Below are 16,254 nucleotides of genomic sequence, written 5' to 3' on the forward strand. Positions count from 1 at the left end.
CTGGCCGGTGCGCATGCGCGCCGCGCGAGTACCGGTCGATAACGGCGGGACACGCTCGCCTGCGCCGAAATTGGTGCAGGTGAGCGACTTCGAAGAAAAGCGGGGCATCAGCATGATGGAATCGTCTTCACAACACGCGTATGAACCGGCCGTCAGTTTCGATGGCGGCGATCTCGATTGCGGAACCGGCCTGCTGCTGTTGATTCGCAAACATATCGACCCGCTTGAGCGCGGCCAGTTGCTGGAAATCCAGTCGACGGAGACTTCGGTCGAATCGGATCTGCCGGCCTGGTGCCGTATGACGGGCAACGAACTCGTGTCGTGGACGAAAGACGGCAAGCGCCGGAGTTTTCTGGTGAGCAAGGGCGCGTTCGCGAGCGGTGCGATGCAGGCAGGGCGAATCGACGAGGCGCAACAGCGCGAAACGCGTCAGCATGCGTCGATTCAGGTCGTGCCCGTTGCGATTCCGGATTCCTTGCCCGCGCCGTCACCGGCGCCGTCGATCCGTCCTTTGTCGGTGATGGGAATCGGGAGCTGGCCGCGACCGCGATGGATGCTTCAGGCGCTGCACGATCATATCGAGGGCCGACTCGACGACGCGGCTTTTCAGGCCAGCGCCGACGACGCCGTGCAGCTCGCGATCGCCGCGCAGTTGCGTGCGGGCGTCGATGTGGTCACCGACGGCGAACAGCGGCGCGACAGTTACGCGAGTTTTGTCGGCGGACTGCTCGACAACTGCCAGCTGATTCCGCTGACCGATCTGTTGCCCTATGTGGATGATCCACAGGCGTTTGAGCAGGAGTTGCGAGCGCTCGATGTACCGGCGTCCGATGTGCGGCATCCGGCTGTGTTCGGGCCGCTTGGGCGCAGCAAGCCGCTCGCGGTGCACGAGATGACCTACGCGCGCAGTTTGACCGCGTTGCCGGTGAAAGTCGCGCTGCCCGGTCCGTATCTGCTGACGCGGACGATGTGGATGGAGTGCGTTTCCGACCGCGCCTACGCAAGCCGCGAAGCGCTCGCCGCGGACGTCGTGCGGATACTGCGGGAAGAACTCGCCGCGCTGCTCGCGCAAGGTGCCGCGCTCGTGCAATTCGACGAGCCGGTTTTGTCGGAGGTGGTGTTTTCCGGCACGACGAGTCAGCGCAGTTTCATGTGTGGCGCGCTTTCGGAAAAGAGCGATCCGCAATCCGAGCTGGCGTTTGCACGAAGCCTGCTGAATGCCGTGGTGGATGGCTTCCCGATCGATCGCGTTGCCGTACACATGTGCCGGGGTAATTGGACGACTGACGAAAGCAAGGCGATGACGGGGGATTATCGTCCGCTCGTCGATACGCTGGCGGCGTTGAATGTCGGCACGCTTTTTCTCGAACTCTGCACGCCGCGCGCCGGCGAGATGGCACTTCTCAAAGGCTTGCCTGACTGGCAGCGTATCGGCGTGGGACTCTGCAATCAAAAGCACGCGCATGTCGAATCGCTCGACGCGGTGTTGCTCAAGGCAGAGGAGGCGATCGGCCTGTTCGGCAAAGAGCGAGTGCTGTTCAATCCGGACTGTGGCTTCGCGACGTTCGCCGACGCGCCGGTGAGTGGCGCCCAGATTGCGGAAGCCAAGTTGCGCACGCTGGCAGAGGCCGCCGCAATTCTGCGGGAACGGTATGGCGTTTGATGTCGAGGTTTGGCGCGCTAGTGTTATCGATCGAGGCGCTCGTTCGGTCGCTCGTCGGCAGGTTGGGTCGATTGCGTTTCAACAGGTTCGATGAAGGCAGAAAGACCCGTCTCCGATTCTTGTTGACGTGAGAGCAGGGCCAGCAATTCAGGGCGCAGTCCATCGCCGCGCTCGGCTGCCAGCGCATGAAGCGAGAGTAGATGCAGCATGGTTCAGCTCCTTTGACTTGACGGCTTCGATCAACGCACAAGCACATCGGCAGGTTAGGACGGAGAGCGGTCATCGGCTCTCCGTTTTTTGCTTTCTATTTCTGGTGGCTAATCACGGCTGCGAATCCGGGTCTTAGGGGCGATTGCGGGTAGCGAGTTCGACAGGCAACGCGCGCAAAGCAAGAAGTTGGGCTTTGTGCAGTTGTCTGTCGCTGTCGCGCCCGACGAATATCTTCAGCATGGCGTGTCCATCGGCATTGATGAACCAGATGGACGCGGTGTCGACGCCCATGAAGCGACGTTCGACAAATGCGATGTGTTTGCAGCGGTCCGAGCGAATGTGCCCCTTCAAACCTTGGTCACCCTGAAGATTGAAGAAGCCGCGTGCATGTTGGCCGCGAGGTAAGGCGCCTTGATATTCGAGAATCAAATCGTCGTTATGGATAAGCGTGGTCACATCACCCCAATTGCAAACGTTCGACCAGACCGCGTCAAATAATCCGCCGTCCAGAATGTGAGTTTGAGGAAGAAGTCGAATCACCTGCAACGGCGTGACCGAATAGGTACGTGCAATGTCTTCGACAGTGCCGTCTGGGCCGGTCGCCAGGAAATCGATCAGTGCTTGGGTGTTATGCATTTGCGAAATCGCTATGGAGCGTTGTCAGTTGAGGAACCAGGGTCTGTAGCGCCTGCAGCAGATTGTTGCCCCAGAAGCGGCCTTCAGGCGTCAAGGTAAAGCGCGGGCCTTCGCGATTCATGAGGTCGCATTGTTGCCATTGGTCCAGGAGGGGAGCGAGCGCCGCGGGATTTTCGACAATACGGCTCAGGTCGTAGCGTCCCGCTTCAATGCCGCCCTGGAGATCGAGACGCCAGCGTTGTTCGCCGTTTGCGTGGGTCATGGACATGATGGGCTTTCGTCCTTCGTCCAGTTGCGCAAAGTAAGTGTTGATGTCTGGCGCAATCATGTACGAATAGCCATCGAGATTGCCGCCCGCGCCGCTACCGAACGCAAGGCAATCCGCGCCCTGCTTGATCAACAGGTTGTAGGTGTTGCGCTCACGCGTGGTTCGCGCCCAATGGCTATTGCTGAGTTGATGCCACCCGTTTGTGGCGAGCAGCCGTTCGCCCTCGATGTAGAAGTCGCGACGCGCAGCGAGATCCGGAAGCGTGATGCGCTGGCTGTCGACGGCTTTGGCCAGCGGAGTCGAAGGCAGCAGGTTCAGCGAATAGAGATCCACGCCATCGAGCCCAAGATCGCGAACCAACGTCAGATCTTCGATCCACGATTCGTGAGTTTGTCCTGGCAACCCAAAGATCAGATCGCAGACAACGGCGGCGCTGTCTCGTCTGATCAGTTTGCGAAGAAAAGCGAGCGCTTCTTCGCTGGTTGCTCGACGTCCCAAACGTCGTCGGATCAGGGTGTCGAAAGTTTGAATGCCGATTGAAAACCGGTTTGCGCCCGCGTCGATGCAGGCGTCGACACGATCGTCGTCGAAATTGAGGACGCGGCCTTCAACGGTGATCTCGCAGTCCGGCGCCAGCGGCAAGCAGCGCCGCACGGCGCTGATCAGGCGGTGTAACTGTTCCGCGCGCAGCGCAGAGGGCGTTCCGCCGCCAAAGTACACGGCGTGAACCGGCGCGCTCTGATGAAGCGCGCACGCTGCTTCCCGTTCAATTTCGCGGATCAGGTAATCGCAGTACTTTTCCATTACGTCATCTTCGAGACGATTCTGGTAAAAGCCGCAAAACCTGCAGCGTGTCGCACAAAATGGAATGTGCAGATAGACGAGTCGCTTGTTTGCGGGCAGGCGACGGTCGCAGAGCGTTTGCCACTGCGCTGAAATGTCCCGCGCTGGTATCTTGTTCTGAGCGCGCCAGGGCATGATGGCCGGGCGGTTCCCGAACGGCATGCCGTGATCCGCAGCGTAAAATTTTTCGATGTCTGGCGTCATGCGAGTTCTGCTTTTTCGAAGAAGTCGATGAGTCACAATAATTGAGAACGTTTCTCATTGATTGTGTGCCTCCCGCCTGTTCTGAGCTATGTCAATTTTGTGCTGTGGATTAGTGGCGGTGGTGCGGGGGCTTTTCTGCGCATCATCTGACTACGGAAGATCTGCGGTGAAATTTTCCGTAATTATGTTTATCTTTTTAATATGTGGAATGCTAAATATTTTTCATCGAGTGCGTATGTCGCAAGCGACATAATGCTGCTGACAATCGCGGTGCAAACATGATGACAATACCTGCAACTCCGAAAGATCCGATCGTTGGCGTTCTCGATGTGTTCAATTCCAATGATCTTGTTGCACTTTGCGACGGCGGACATGGTTGTGAACAGGCCTATTCTTTCAGGATTTCGTTGCTCCGAGACAGCCGGTTTTCCACCATGGTCAACGACATCGTTGTGGAAAGCGGGAACGCGCTCTACCAAAGCATGATGGACCGATTCGTTTCAGGAGAAGATATACCGCATCGAGAATTGCGCAAAGTTTGGCAAAATACGACGCAACCTCATGATGTGTGGGATCGACCGATCTTTGAGGGCTTATTTCGCGAAGTGCGCGATTTGAATATGGCGTTGCCCAGAGATCGCCAGATTCGCATTCTGCTGGGCGATCCACCGATAGATTGGTCGAAGATCGATAACGCTGCCGAGTTCCATCAGGCGTGGAACGCATTGGAAGACCGCGACATGTTCGCGGCAAAGATGATTGAACGGGAAGTGCTGGTAAAGCAGCGCCGCGCTTTGATCATCTACGGCGGTATGCACCTGCTAAGGGAGAGACTCTTCTGGCAGTCGAAAGATGAACGTATTGCCGAATCACAGTCCGTTCCGTTTGAAGATTCAATCGTGTCTTTGCTGGAAAGAAAGGGCGCGGATATTTATTCCATCTGGACGCCGGTGTTCGTCGATATCACGACTTTTCAGCCGGACATCTGTTCGTGGCAGATCCCGAGTCTTGTTGACATTCAAGGTACGCCTCTCGGTGAGGCAAGCTTCCGGTCGTATTACCCACACGCCATGTTCACCAGGCTAGACGGCAAGATGGTGGAGATTTACGTCGATACCGAACGATCTCCTGTCATGGAGGAGCAATTCAACGCGATCCTTTACCTGGGGCCACCATCGAATTTGACGTGGAGTCAAACTTCTCCTGCACTGGCCGCTGATCCGGAATACATCAAGATGCGATCAGAGAGACTGGCGTGGTTCGGTCAGCCGCTTTGATATATCCGATTGTCGTTGATGTTCGCGACAGTGCGGAATGTCGTTTGTGGGCCGACGATCGCTAACCGATTTTGGTTTGGCATCACGTAGATCCGAGGGAACCGAAGTTAGGTATGGCTAATTAGCAACGCAGCCGGATATCGGCGCTATGAGCTCCTGGCTGAGCGCTTGCGCTGTACCGGCTGGTCGTTTCCATCGATGCTTTCTTTCAGGCGCCGAATTAGCTCAAGTACCTCCGGCCTTCGCTCCTGCTTACTAGTGACGATGTAATTGGCGAGCGGATTCGTGACAGTACGCCGATCTAATCGAACGAGTTTGCTTCCTTGTAGCCGGGTCGCTGCAATGGGCAGTCGCGCCAAGGCGATCCCCAAACCTGACTCCGCTGCAGAGAGGACGAGTGCGTAATCTTCGAATCGCCGGTCGTGCTGCCGCCCCTTGAGCGAGACGTCATGGCCGTCGAACCACGCACGCCACCCCGTCAAATCCGAATCGTGCAGCAGTGGGTGAGCGAGTATTCCATCGGGATCATTCGCCTTTATTTTGGCGGCGATATCGGGATGCGCGACGGGGGAAAGCGTTTCGGGAAATAGCAATTCAGCGTGGAGCCCAGGCCAGTTTCCGCGACCATAGCGAATCGCCAGATCAGCCTCGCCGCCCACAATATCGACATTGCGTGAGCCGACATCGAGTTGTATTTTGAGTGGATTCGGGCCGGCCTCAAGTTTGGCGAGTCGGTCGAAGAGCCAAAGCTGGGCGAACGACGATACAACGCTCACTCGCACCAGTCTTGCGACGGCGCGCGTACGCCATTGGTCGGCCGCGACATCGATGATATCGAAAGCCTGGAGCACTTGTCCGACAAAGCGTTGCCCATCTGGTGTGAGCACGACGCCGCGCCCGTGTCGCTCGAAAAGCCGCACGCCGAGCCAATTTTCGACAGCTGCAACCCTTCGGCTAATAGCCCCATGCGTGATGCCACTGGCGGTTGCTGCCGCACTGAACGATCCCGCGTGAGCAACCAGGCAGACAGTCTCGAGATTGGCAAGCGGTGGACGAGCTTTTGGGATGTGCTTCAAATTCACACCTCGTTGTCGAACTGTGCGCTAGCTTATCAGAGAGTCTAGCCCACACAATATGGGCTTCCGATCCTTTTTCGGCTTACGGAGGCTCCATGAATGTCTCGTCGGCGCTCGTCGCCATACTCACGGCACTTCTGCTCGGCGCGATAAGCCCGGGACCAAGCTTTATCCTCGTTGTCAGAAGTTCGCTGGGATTGTCACGGCGTGACGGACTTGCCACCGCAATCGGTATGGGCCTTGGGGGAGTCTGCTTCAGTGGTGTCGCGCTGGCGGGCCTCTATACACTTTTGAACAGCGTGGAATGGCTATATAGCGGACTGAAGATGGCCGGGGGCGCTTATCTGTTGTATCTCGCCCTGAAGATCTGGCGCGGTTCATCGGAGGCTATTGTGATTGACCGTAGTGGAGATGCTGCTGGGCCAAGTCTGGGTCGATCATTCTGGACTGGATTGACCACTCAGCTGACCAACCCCAAAACCGCCATTGTTTACGGAAGTATTTTCGCGGCCTTATTGCCGCAGCATCCGCCGTCGTGGTGCTACGTTGCGCTGCCTCCGCTCGTCTTTGCTGTAGAGGCTGGGTGGTACGCTACAGTGGCAGTCTGTTTTTCCGGTCAGGGACTTCGAAACCGCTACCTGAATTCAAAGGTCTGGATCGACCGTTGCGCATCGACTGCAATCGCTGCGCTCGGATTGCGTTTGATACTCAGTGTATATAGACGCGCTTAGAGCGTGTTGGGTCGGCTCGTCCACTTCGCAGCCATCAACAGGGCACCTGTCACGCTCTAGACAGCACGCGATCGCGGTATTGGTGAGAACCACAATTCCAGCAGCCATCAGGCAACCGGAACCAAAGGCCAGTGGCCGCGTTCGGCCCGCTCCCGCAGATCCAGACTATTGTCGAATCTGTGAATAAACCCGCGTATTACGTAGCGTCCCGTCAGGTTCCACTCGCGAATTGCGTAGAACGCCTTCAAGCGTCATGCCGATTCGCTCACACAATCGCCATGCATTCGGGTTCAGATCGTCGGTGAAAGCTTCCACGCGATGGGCCGCGAACGCGGTGAAGGCGAGATCGGCGATTGCGCTAACGGCTTCGCTGATTAAGCCTTGTTTAGTCCAGGCGGTTCGCCCCCACCAGCCGGCCTCGAACGTGCCGGCTCTCCAGCGTGGGTTATGAAGTCCACCACATCCGACCAATTCACCGGAATCGCGCAGCAGGAAGAGAAAAGGAAAATCGCGACGCGCGATGAAGTTCGACGCGCCAATCCGGCAAAAGGTTTCCGAGGCTTCAACGGAGGGATCCTCCATCGCCCACGGCAAAGACGCTGGAAACGCGCGTAACGCTTCCAGTGATTCAACAGTCGCCTCGAAGACTTGCTGGCCGTCACCCTGTCGAGGAGCGCGAATGACGAGTCGCTCGGTGTAAATCGTATCAGGTAGATCTAACAGGACAGGCTGCATGGAGACGGTTCCAGTAGAAACAGAACGATGGCTGTTCAGCGATGATTGTCGACGATCTGGAAAGCGATGTCGAATGATCGAAATTGGTCGGCAACCGACTGATGCGTTTCAAATGAGCCGATGCGGTATCGAAGTAACGCGTTCGGCCGAGTTGAAACTAAAGGGGACGGTCGCGCTACATCGCAGAGGTCGTTCCGCTCGGTGAGCATTTCAGCTTGGCACGATCGTTACGCGCGGCCAACGCTGTTGATATTGCTTTTGGTGAATTCTCTCCAGGCCGTTTTCGGCCCGCTTGCGTCAGCACGTCGCTCGGCCTCCGCGTGACGCAAGCGATCGCCTCGACGATTAACTCACGAACTGCACCATCGGACCAGCGCTAACCACGAGCTTGCAGAACCATCCAGACAAAAATCATGTTGACTGCCGCATGCATCAGAATGGAGATCAGCAGACCTCGGGTTTGCTTTGCCAATGTCCCGGCGATGATGGCTAGTACGAAGAGATACCAGAACGTCTTCGCGTTATAGTGCATCGCGGCGAAAACGGCTGCCTGGATGATATTCGCCCATCCGAAGCTGATGTGGCGTGACAGACCGCCTAACAGGCAGCCGCGAAACACGAATTCCTCGATTACCGGGACCGCAACGCAGACAACCAGTAACGTCAGGGGTAGTCCGCCGATAGCATGGGCGCCGTGGACAAGTCCGACCTGCCAGTCCTGACCTAACCAGCCGGTAGCGTGCCTGTGCACTCGCCACAGTGTGCCCACGACGTCGACGGCGACGAACAGGACAGGGGCGATAAACCAGCGTTTATTCCACGTGCCATATCCAGTCCATTCCCGGGCACTTTGTCGCCTGGCTATCCACGCAAGCCCAATGGTTGCGAACAGCAAGCTCCACATATGAGTTACCGCTACGCGAGTTTCCCAGTCGACGTGGGAAACGCCCGGAACGTTGGGCGTCAGCGTGACGGTCCCGGAACGTAGCGCGCCACCAAAATAGAGCGAAAGTATAAACACGGCGAGCGCAAGCCATGCATGTCTCATTCCCAGCGTGGAGAAGATCGGCGTTGACGGCTTTCCTATGCGTTGCCTGACGACTCCACGATAATGCGCGGGAAAGAGAATTAAACCGGGCAAGCAGATCGTGAATAATGCCGACATGAGGATAGCGGCTGTGAGCGGAAACAGGTCGCCACGAAACAGGTATGAAGGTTTGAGGCTGAGTAGATGGAGTTGAGCCGAGATGAGTGCCGCCGCATGGCCGCTCGTCTTGTATTGATCAAGCAGGATTTCGGCGACTTGCGCTGCATTATGGTTGTCGTACGCTACATCGAGTCTTAGCTGCGTGTATTGCGGCGTTTTGATCGAAGCGACGGAAGCTTTGTCGAGGACAGCTTGTGCGCCGGCGGAGTCTCCAGAATGCTCCAGTACGCGTGCAACCGTGTACGCAGCTATTTGCAGTCCAGCGGCTTGTGCACGATGCAATTCGTTAAGCGCGGCCTTTCCCGGAAGCAGGTCAGTGGCCAGGTTAATTCGGCCGATCTCTTGCCACTCGCTTTTCGGAACCGGCGAGCTCGTCAGGAGCGAGATGGCTGCATCCGTGTGGCCCGAACTGGCCAGATACCGTATCGCTTCCGTTACCTGCATGTTGGTGGGATCCAGCTTTGCGGCAGTGACCGCTTCCTCGCCGGCTTGTTTGATTTTCTTTTGCGTTGTATAGGCACGCGAGAGGCTTGCATGCAGACGTGCCTGCTGCACGGCTGACCAGGCAGCGGATTTCGCGAGATAGGGCGTGCCATATTTAATTACCTTGTCGCCATAGCTGTGCTCGAGAATGAAAAGCGTCGCCTCCGGTTGTGAGGGGAATTGTTTCTCGAGCATTGAAAGGCATGCATCGTAATCAGTGGAAGCGGCTTCGGCCCATGGCAGGTCGTCGTTAGAACTGAATTGCAGGATGAAGGTGCACTGCGCGACGGCGAGTTCCGTGTCCTTCGGGTGCGCAACGAGCGCATTTCGGTAGGCCGTGAGTGTGTGCTCATACGATGCTTGCGCATTCTTTTGCACCAGATCCGCTGCCTTGGTGGGAGAGTGGAGCGTGTCGATCGGAATTGAGGTGGGAGCGACTGCCTGAGCGTGTGCGGCGATGCCGTTTGAGAGCCATCCCACGACGAAGATCAGCGAGAACAATAGATAGCGGACGGTGTAATTCATGTTTTGATTTTTCTGGGCGGCAGAATCGTAGCGACCGCTATGGCAATTTTCAGGGCAGGGCGGTCGCGCCTCGTTTCGGCACTCGTCTGGCAGCGTCAGGACGTTTTCTTTCGGTGCAACGCAAGAAACGCGTCGAGCAAGGTTGTTGCGAGACTTTGTTTTAACGACGTCGGGCTGAAGGAGGATTGATCGGTGCCGCCGTTTATTCGCCTGATCGCCGCGGTGACAGTGGATGCATGGTTATCCGTGCTGGTTTTCGGAATGACGAGCGTGACTTCCGATGCGGTGGTTACGACAAAATTGTTCTGGCCGTTCGGTGTGTAGGCCGAGAACGTTGAAGCGAGAGGCGCACTGTCACTCGATCCAGCATTTGAGAAATGCTCGACCATGCGCTGAAGGAATGAAAAATTGGCCGTGTGATTAAAGGAGAACCCGGGGTCAAGCTCGAAGTTCAGGAACCCCTTGTCGAATTGCGTGCTGCGAATCGACTGGCCGCTCAGTATATTGCTGGCCGATGCGGAGTCATCCGGCGTAAAGCTATACGTTAGTGCTTGCCCTTCTTCGTTGAAACTTGCGCCAGGGGAGTTGGAGCTGATTTGCGCGCTGCCGAACTTCCGATACATGCCCATATCGGTTGCGAGGTCATCGACATATCGCAAGTCGACACCTTGCGACTGGGCGTATGAATAGACGCTCGAGAGGAAATCCCGGTCGTCTTGCGTCAGGAAGTCGACTGGATCGGCCGCCATCGTCGACTTGGACAACTCGGTTAGATAGGGCGTCGCGCTTGAACTGGACGTCATAAACAGACGCGACAGCATGATTGCCTGACCGCTGATAGAAACCGCGCTGTCCTGGGCGGACGTTGAAGCGGAAGCGTTTGTCGCGGGCACGGATGAATTCGCGCTGCCGGGCACCGAAGCCTCTGGCGAGGTCGTTTGATAGGACGAGTTGGACGTCAAACTGGAGACGTCTTTGGCACCCGTGAGATTTGAAATCACGCTTTCTCCTGAAGCATCTAGCTCCGCCAGTCGACCGTTGGGTTTGCAGAAGAAGTACGACCTCTTCGACTCGCTCGCTCAAGGTTTCGACGTCTCAGCCGGCAATGTAAGAGACGATGCGCTCTCCGAAGTCTTACCTATTTGTATTATTAATATCGGCATAGCTTTCAGAATATTTAGAATTCAATCGGCATAACTTGTTCGATCAATACCTAAGTATTTGATTGATTGAGTTTTTTGTTTGTGACTTTCGTGAGCGGGCTTGCTTTCAACAATGCCGCGAGCAGCAACAGCTAGTCGACCGCTAATGGCAGCGGGAGATTAATGCAATTCGCATTAATTCAGGCGGTGTTGAACTAGGCCGACTGGCGGAGTGCAACACGGTGCGGTCATGAATGGTTTTTGACGATTGAACCCGTCTAGCCACGAGCGATTGAACGAAACGCGCACGCTTCTTCATTCACGAATTCAACGCTGGCGCCGCGTCCCTATCACGACATTTTCTGCACCCATTGACTGCGCCAGGCCGGCGCATCGAACGGCTCGGAAAAATACTGGGTTTCGTGCACGACCTTGCCGTTGCGGAATTCCATGATGCTGACGGTCAAGGCGTCGCGATCGTTGTACGTAATCGTGTACTCGGTAATCCACAGGTCGCCGTTGCCTTGCATTCGTCTCACATCGAAGCCCGATGGCCGGGCGGGATGTGCATCGCGTAGTGCCTGCAGATTCACCCGGCCGATGATGCGCTCGCCGGATTGCGGGTAGTCGCAGATTGCGTCGTCGGTGTAGATCTGGTGCTCCGCTTCCAGGTCGCCGTCCGCCGACGCCTGCCAGTGTGCATTCAGTGCGTCGACGATGGCTTGATCGTTCATGGTTTGCCTCCGAACGGAAGTTCATAAACGTCCCGCTAATGGGCGAGCGAGGTTTGGCCTAAGCGATTGTTGCCGATCATAAACGCGATATCGAACGACCGCTGCCGGCCAGGCATCCCCCTCGCCGAACAATCGCGAGCGGGATGCACTGCTTATCTGCGCCAAGGCTTCACATCGTCAAACGCGGCGATAGGAAAAAGCGCAGACAACCAACCACGACGCAAGCCCGAGCGTTTCCACTACAACTCCGCGTCAGAAGTCAGCTGTCACAGAAAGCCATGCCATCAACGGCGCTGCGCCGATCACATATCCCGAGGGATTGGCTTCCCAATAACGATGATTGAGCGCATTCGTCACCGTGCCGCGAAAGACGAGCGGAATATTGCCGGCTTTCGTCGCGTATCGGGCGCCGAGATCCAGCCTCGTCCACGAGGGAACCGACTGTTGATTCGCTGCGTCGACAAACGTACTGCCGGTATAGATAACCCGGGACGTCAAAGTCAGGCCATTGATATAAGGCACATCCCACTCGGTACCCAGCGTCACCTGGGTTTTCGGCACGCCGATCGCGAACTTTCCATCGGTCGCTCCACCGGCCGTATGAGTCTGGCGAGCATCGAAGAACGTGATGCCACCCAGCAGTCGAACGCGTCGCGTGATTTCGCCATAAGTGGTCAATTCAAGACCACGATTGCGCTGCTCGCCGTTCAAACTGTAGATGTGTGTGGTCGGATCGGTGATGCCGTTCGGCACCTCGATCTGAAACGCGCTAACGCCGAAGCCGACACGTCCAAAATCGAATTTGGTCCCAATTTCGTACTGTTTCGATTTGAACGGCGCGAACACATCGCCGGAGTTCACCGCGGTCGAAGGCGGCGTCGGACCGGGCGTCAGTCCTTCAACATAATTCGCGTAGAAAGAAAATTGCTGGACCGGCCTGATCACCAGCGCAATAGCGGGCGTGAAAACGCCGTCATTGTATTGGCGCGTGACTTGCCCTGTGGTACTCGAGTAGCTCTTTGAATCGACATGCTGCTCGCGTCCGCCGAGCGTGAGTTGAACGAGGTCATCGTGCCACGACAGCGTATCCGCGAGCGCGATGCTGCTCATCGTCAGATCGGTGGCTTTCGATTCCGGGTACGACGAGGTAACTGCGGTCGAGACGCGAACCGGCGAGTAGATATTGCTGACGTAATCCGCGTAAGAGGTTTGCCCAAGTTTGTAGACCTGGTTTAACGCGTTCGCACTCAGCGTCACTTCGTGATCGATCGGGCCGGTCGAAAAGCGGCCGCGCACGCCGACCTCACCCGTCACCGTGTCATATTGGCCTTTCTGGAAGGCATTAGAAGTGATTTTGACGTCGCCCGCATCGTTCAGAATCGTGCCGCCGTTTGTTTCGCGCTTGTCGAAGTGAAACGTATTGGCGCCAATTGCCGCGAATACCGTGACGTTATGGGTCAGGTCATATTCGCCACGCACCATGCCCGTTGTGCTTTGCGAGTTGGAAAAATCGTATGACTGACTGAGATTCGTACGTGGATCCGGTGCAGCCGGAACGGCAATGCCGGGCGTGATTGCGTAGCCACGTTCCTGTGCATGGGTATGGTCGTTTTGATAGATGAAATCGCCGGACAGACGGAAGCGGTCGCCTCGATAATCGAGGCCGAGCGACACGTCGCCGCTGCGCGTCGATTCACCATCATATGGCGTCGAGCCGCCGTCGAGCGACGCGTTGAAACGCACACCGAATTGTTTGCGATCGCCATACCGTCTGCCGATATCGACGTGCCCGCCAAATACCGCATCGGACGAATAATCGGTCGTCAATTCTGTGAGCGGATCATCGCCTGCACGCTTCGTCACGATATTCACGTTGCCGCCGACTCCGCCACCTGGCGCCATGCCGTAGAGAAATGCGCCGGGGCCTTTAAGAATATCGATGCGCTCCACCGAGTCGATGCCCACACGCCAGTTGGGAACGAGCCCATAGAGTCCATTTAACGCGACATCACTGTTCGCGACGCGCAGTCCGCGAATCGTGAATGCGTCATAACGGTTACTCGCTCCAATCGATGCACGTACCGAAGGATCGTTGGCGAACAGGACATCGGCAATACTGCGGGCCTGTTCGTCGGCAATTTTCTTTTGGGTATAACCGGTGGTGCTGAAGGGCGTATCCATCAGGTCTTTTTGACCGAGCATGCCGACCTGTCCGCCGCTTGCCACCTGGCCTCCTGCATAAGCGGGCAGCGGTGCATCGGGGTTATATGCCTGGCCTTTGACCGACATTGTGGGGAGTGTGCCGCCGTTCGCTGCGCTATCCGACGTTTGCGTTGGCGAGGGCTGCAGAACCCACGCGCCGTTTGCGAGTTGAACGGCTGCGAGTCCCGTGCCCGAAAGCAGGGCCGCAAACGCGGCGTGCTGCGTATAACGGCCGTGGATGCCGTTCGACGTTTTGCCGCTGGTTTGCTCCGGCGTAAATGTCAGCAGCAGATTCGCGGAGCTGGCGAAATTTCGAAGCGTGGTGGCCAGCGGACCGGCCGGGATATCGTAGGTTTGCTCGTTCGGGGACGCCGTCTGCGTTGCGGTCGGTTCAGCGGCCTCGGCGGCGGTCACACCGGTGAGCGCGATGGCGCAGATGGCGACGGCAACAGCATGCGTGAGCGGCCGCAAAGCCGGCGTCCTCAATTCGCCTCCCGATTGATCCCTGCAAGTAAATAGCTGGCGCCCGTCGCTCGACATGATTTCCCCATGATCTGGAAGTTAAAAATAAAGTCCTCATGGGATAGGTGCCGCGAGAAACGAAATCGGGCAGAAAATTTTCGAATTTTTTTGAAGGCGTGCTGAAATCGGCGCTGAATACGGGCGAGTGGGATGGCGTCGTCGTCAATGAATATCGGCTGACGACGCGCCAAAAGCCGAGATCAGGACGCGGCTTCCACCGTGACCCAATAGCGGGTCAGTCGGCCGACTCGAACCGGCAGCACGGTGGGAAGCGTATCCAGAATGCGATCGGTGTTCTCGAGCGGGAACACGCCGGAGAAGCGGAGATTGGCCACGCGGGGATCGCAACGCACGACGCCGGATCGATAACGGGCCAGTTCCTTCAGGAAGTCCTGGAGGCGCATCGCATCGGCAATGATCTGTCCGCGTGCCCACGCCGAATCCTGTTCGAGTAGCGGCGAGGCGCCGCCGATATCGTTTCGCGTGAACGTTGCGCGTTCACCGGCGTGAACGATCCGTCGATTGGCAGGCGCCGCAAAGGGCTGCACTTCGACCGCGCTTTGCAGCACGGCAACCTCCGTCTGATCGTCGCCCTGCCGCACGGTGAAGCGCGTACCCAAAGCGCGAATCTGTCCTTCTCCCGTTTCGACGACGAAGGGGCGCGCATCGGCGACGCCGTTCACCAGCGCATGGCCCGTGACGATCATCATTTCGCCCGCGATCAGGCGCACGACGCGGCGTTGCGAATCGAAGCGCACATCGATGGCGCTGTTCGTATTCAACAGAATCCGCGAGCCGTCGTTGAGCGCGATCGTGCGCTGCTCGCCGGTCGCCGTGCGATAGTCGGCCATCTTGCTCTGCCAGGTCGTCGTGCGCGTGACCAGCGCGCCGCTCACGCCGCCCACGCCGATTACGCCGCCCCAGACCAGCACGTTGACGACGCGCCGACGGCCCGGCGTCTTGACGCCCGAATAGGGCGAAAGCGATTGATACGCTGCCGGCGTGTCCAGCACCTTCAGGCGGCCGCTGACCGCTTCAATATGCTTCCACGCGCGCTCGTGATCCGGTTGCGCCGCGCGCCACGCCTGCAGGCGCGCGAGGTCCTCCGGCGTCGCTTCGCCGGACATCAGCAAGGTGATCCATTTCGCCGCTTCATCGGCAACGGCTTCGCTGATCGGCAGACCGCCTGCCAGCGGGACCGTAGGTGAGTGAGCGATGCGAGGCATACGAGTCACTTTAAAGAGCGGCTTTAAATAATCACGCTGCCAATGCGAAAAGACATTGGCGGTTGGCGCGAGTCAGATATTGCTTGACCGAACTGGTGGACACCTTCAATCGCGCGGCGATCTCCGCGTAGCTCAGTTCTTCCAGGTGGGCCAGCAGGAAGGCCTCTCGCACCTTCGGCGGCAGACCGGCCAGCGCATCGTCGATCTGCTTGAGCGCTTCGAGCGCCAGCGCCAGCACTTCCGGCGAAGGCGCAAGTTCCTCGGGCATCGCCGCAAGCATTTCCAGGTAGCTGGTTTCGAGCAGTTGATGCCGATGACGATGGGCCATCAGCCGTCGAGCGATGGTGATGAGAAAGGGCCGAGGCTGGATAATTTCCGACGCGGTGCCCGCCGTGATCACACTGACAAAGGTGTCCTGAGCGATATCGGCGGCGTCCCAACGATTTTCGGCGCGCTTGCGCAGCCACCCGAACAGCCAGCCATGATGCTCGCTGTAGAGTGCCTGGACGTCTTCATGCAAGGGCATTTCGTTGGAAGCCATGCGGAACCGGCCTCCCATCGAAGGCGCTA

14 protein-coding genes are annotated in these 16,254 nt (G+C 57.5%); 3 read left to right on the forward strand and 11 right to left on the reverse strand.

Annotated elements, in window-relative coordinates; all coding sequences use genetic code 11:
• The first annotated feature begins 13 nt into the window (after window positions 1–13).
• A complete protein-coding gene (locus tag G3N97_RS04395) occupies window positions 14–1,663 on the forward strand; it encodes a 5-methyltetrahydropteroyltriglutamate--homocysteine methyltransferase (protein WP_241030376.1) in 1,650 nt (549 codons plus the stop codon).
• A gap of 23 nt (window positions 1,664–1,686) precedes the next feature.
• On the opposite strand, the gene G3N97_RS04400 is transcribed toward G3N97_RS04395, so the two are convergent.
• From G3N97_RS04400 to hutW, 3 genes are all read right to left on the reverse strand, one after another.
• A complete protein-coding gene (locus tag G3N97_RS04400; protein WP_205992097.1) occupies window positions 1,687–1,872 on the reverse strand; it encodes a hypothetical protein in 186 nt (61 codons plus the stop codon).
• 133 nt (window positions 1,873–2,005) lie between these two features.
• Window positions 2,006–2,509, reverse strand: a complete 504-nt coding sequence (gene hutX, locus G3N97_RS04405) for a heme utilization cystosolic carrier protein HutX (RefSeq protein ID WP_205992098.1) — start codon at window positions 2,507–2,509, stop codon at window positions 2,006–2,008.
• On the reverse strand, window positions 2,502–3,824 hold the full coding sequence (gene hutW / locus G3N97_RS04410; protein WP_205992099.1) for a heme anaerobic degradation radical SAM methyltransferase ChuW/HutW: 1,323 nt from the start codon (window positions 3,822–3,824) through the stop codon (window positions 2,502–2,504). The genes hutX and hutW overlap by 8 nt, the downstream gene beginning before the upstream one ends.
• A gap of 278 nt (window positions 3,825–4,102) precedes the next feature.
• On the opposite strand from hutW, the gene G3N97_RS04415 reads away from it, so the two are divergent.
• The gene (locus G3N97_RS04415) at window positions 4,103–5,101 is read left to right on the forward strand and encodes a hypothetical protein (RefSeq protein WP_241030377.1); all 999 of its coding nucleotides are present in this window, start codon (window positions 4,103–4,105) and stop codon (window positions 5,099–5,101) included.
• A 146-nt stretch (window positions 5,102–5,247) separates the two neighbouring features.
• Here the strand turns inward: G3N97_RS04415 and G3N97_RS04420 are convergent, their stop codons facing one another.
• The gene (locus G3N97_RS04420; protein ID WP_241030378.1) at window positions 5,248–6,177 is read right to left on the reverse strand and encodes a LysR substrate-binding domain-containing protein; all 930 of its coding nucleotides are present in this window, start codon (window positions 6,175–6,177) and stop codon (window positions 5,248–5,250) included.
• Window positions 6,178–6,272: 95 nt separating this feature from the next.
• Between G3N97_RS04420 and G3N97_RS04425 the strand changes: the two genes are divergently transcribed.
• Entirely contained in the window at window positions 6,273–6,908 is a 636-nt protein-coding gene (locus G3N97_RS04425; protein ID WP_205992101.1) for a LysE family translocator, read from the forward strand.
• Between the two features lie 165 nt (window positions 6,909–7,073).
• Here the strand turns inward: G3N97_RS04425 and G3N97_RS04430 are convergent, their stop codons facing one another.
• From G3N97_RS04430 to G3N97_RS04460, 7 genes are all read right to left on the reverse strand, one after another.
• Window positions 7,074–7,643 (reverse strand): GNAT family protein, encoded by a 570-nt coding sequence (locus G3N97_RS04430; protein WP_205992102.1) that lies wholly within the window; start codon window positions 7,641–7,643, stop codon window positions 7,074–7,076.
• A gap of 376 nt (window positions 7,644–8,019) precedes the next feature.
• The gene (locus G3N97_RS04435; protein WP_205992103.1) at window positions 8,020–9,858 is read right to left on the reverse strand and encodes a type II CAAX endopeptidase family protein; all 1,839 of its coding nucleotides are present in this window, start codon (window positions 9,856–9,858) and stop codon (window positions 8,020–8,022) included.
• A gap of 95 nt (window positions 9,859–9,953) precedes the next feature.
• Complete coding sequence (locus tag G3N97_RS04440; protein ID WP_205992105.1) at window positions 9,954–10,859, reverse strand: hypothetical protein; 906 nt, start codon at window positions 10,857–10,859, stop codon at window positions 9,954–9,956.
• Window positions 10,860–11,350: 491 nt separating this feature from the next.
• Window positions 11,351–11,734: a nuclear transport factor 2 family protein gene (locus G3N97_RS04445; protein WP_205992107.1), complete on the reverse strand. Its 384-nt coding sequence runs from the start codon at window positions 11,732–11,734 to the stop codon at window positions 11,351–11,353.
• Between the two features lie 252 nt (window positions 11,735–11,986).
• Window positions 11,987–14,476, reverse strand: coding sequence for a TonB-dependent receptor (locus tag G3N97_RS04450; RefSeq protein WP_241030379.1), 2,490 nt, complete (start codon window positions 14,474–14,476; stop codon window positions 11,987–11,989).
• Between the two features lie 182 nt (window positions 14,477–14,658).
• Window positions 14,659–15,684, reverse strand: coding sequence for a FecR domain-containing protein (locus G3N97_RS04455; protein ID WP_205992109.1), 1,026 nt, complete (start codon window positions 15,682–15,684; stop codon window positions 14,659–14,661).
• Between the two features lie 31 nt (window positions 15,685–15,715).
• Window positions 15,716–16,225 (reverse strand): sigma-70 family RNA polymerase sigma factor, encoded by a 510-nt coding sequence (locus G3N97_RS04460; RefSeq protein WP_205992111.1) that lies wholly within the window; start codon window positions 16,223–16,225, stop codon window positions 15,716–15,718.
• Window positions 16,226–16,254: the final 29 nt, after the last annotated feature.

The sequence above is a fragment of the Paraburkholderia sp. Ac-20347 genome (genome assembly GCF_017104805.1).
Classification (GTDB): Bacteria; Pseudomonadota; Gammaproteobacteria; order Burkholderiales; family Burkholderiaceae; genus Paraburkholderia; species Paraburkholderia tropica.

Bases quoted from the DNA above. Each gene is read 5' to 3' on its own strand.
- G3N97_RS04415 (WP_241030377.1), top strand. From the start codon at position 4,103: ATGATGACAATACCTGCAACTCCGAAAGATCCGATCGTTGGCGTTCTC.
- G3N97_RS04445 (WP_205992107.1), bottom strand. From the start codon at position 11,734: ATGAACGATCAAGCCATCGTCGACGCACTGAATGCACACTGGCAGGCG.
- G3N97_RS04435 (WP_205992103.1), bottom strand. From the start codon at position 9,858: ATGAATTACACCGTCCGCTATCTATTGTTCTCGCTGATCTTCGTCGTG.
- G3N97_RS04450 (WP_241030379.1), bottom strand. From the start codon at position 14,476: ATGTCGAGCGACGGGCGCCAGCTATTTACTTGCAGGGATCAATCGGGA.
- G3N97_RS04430 (WP_205992102.1), bottom strand. From the start codon at position 7,643: ATGCAGCCTGTCCTGTTAGATCTACCTGATACGATTTACACCGAGCGA.
- G3N97_RS04425 (WP_205992101.1), top strand. From the start codon at position 6,273: ATGAATGTCTCGTCGGCGCTCGTCGCCATACTCACGGCACTTCTGCTC.
- G3N97_RS04395 (WP_241030376.1), top strand. From the start codon at position 14: ATGCGCGCCGCGCGAGTACCGGTCGATAACGGCGGGACACGCTCGCCT.
- hutX (WP_205992098.1), bottom strand. From the start codon at position 2,509: ATGCATAACACCCAAGCACTGATCGATTTCCTGGCGACCGGCCCAGAC.
- G3N97_RS04460 (WP_205992111.1), bottom strand. From the start codon at position 16,225: ATGGCTTCCAACGAAATGCCCTTGCATGAAGACGTCCAGGCACTCTAC.
- G3N97_RS04455 (WP_205992109.1), bottom strand. From the start codon at position 15,684: ATGCCTCGCATCGCTCACTCACCTACGGTCCCGCTGGCAGGCGGTCTG.
- G3N97_RS04400 (WP_205992097.1), bottom strand. From the start codon at position 1,872: ATGCTGCATCTACTCTCGCTTCATGCGCTGGCAGCCGAGCGCGGCGAT.
- hutW (WP_205992099.1), bottom strand. From the start codon at position 3,824: ATGACGCCAGACATCGAAAAATTTTACGCTGCGGATCACGGCATGCCG.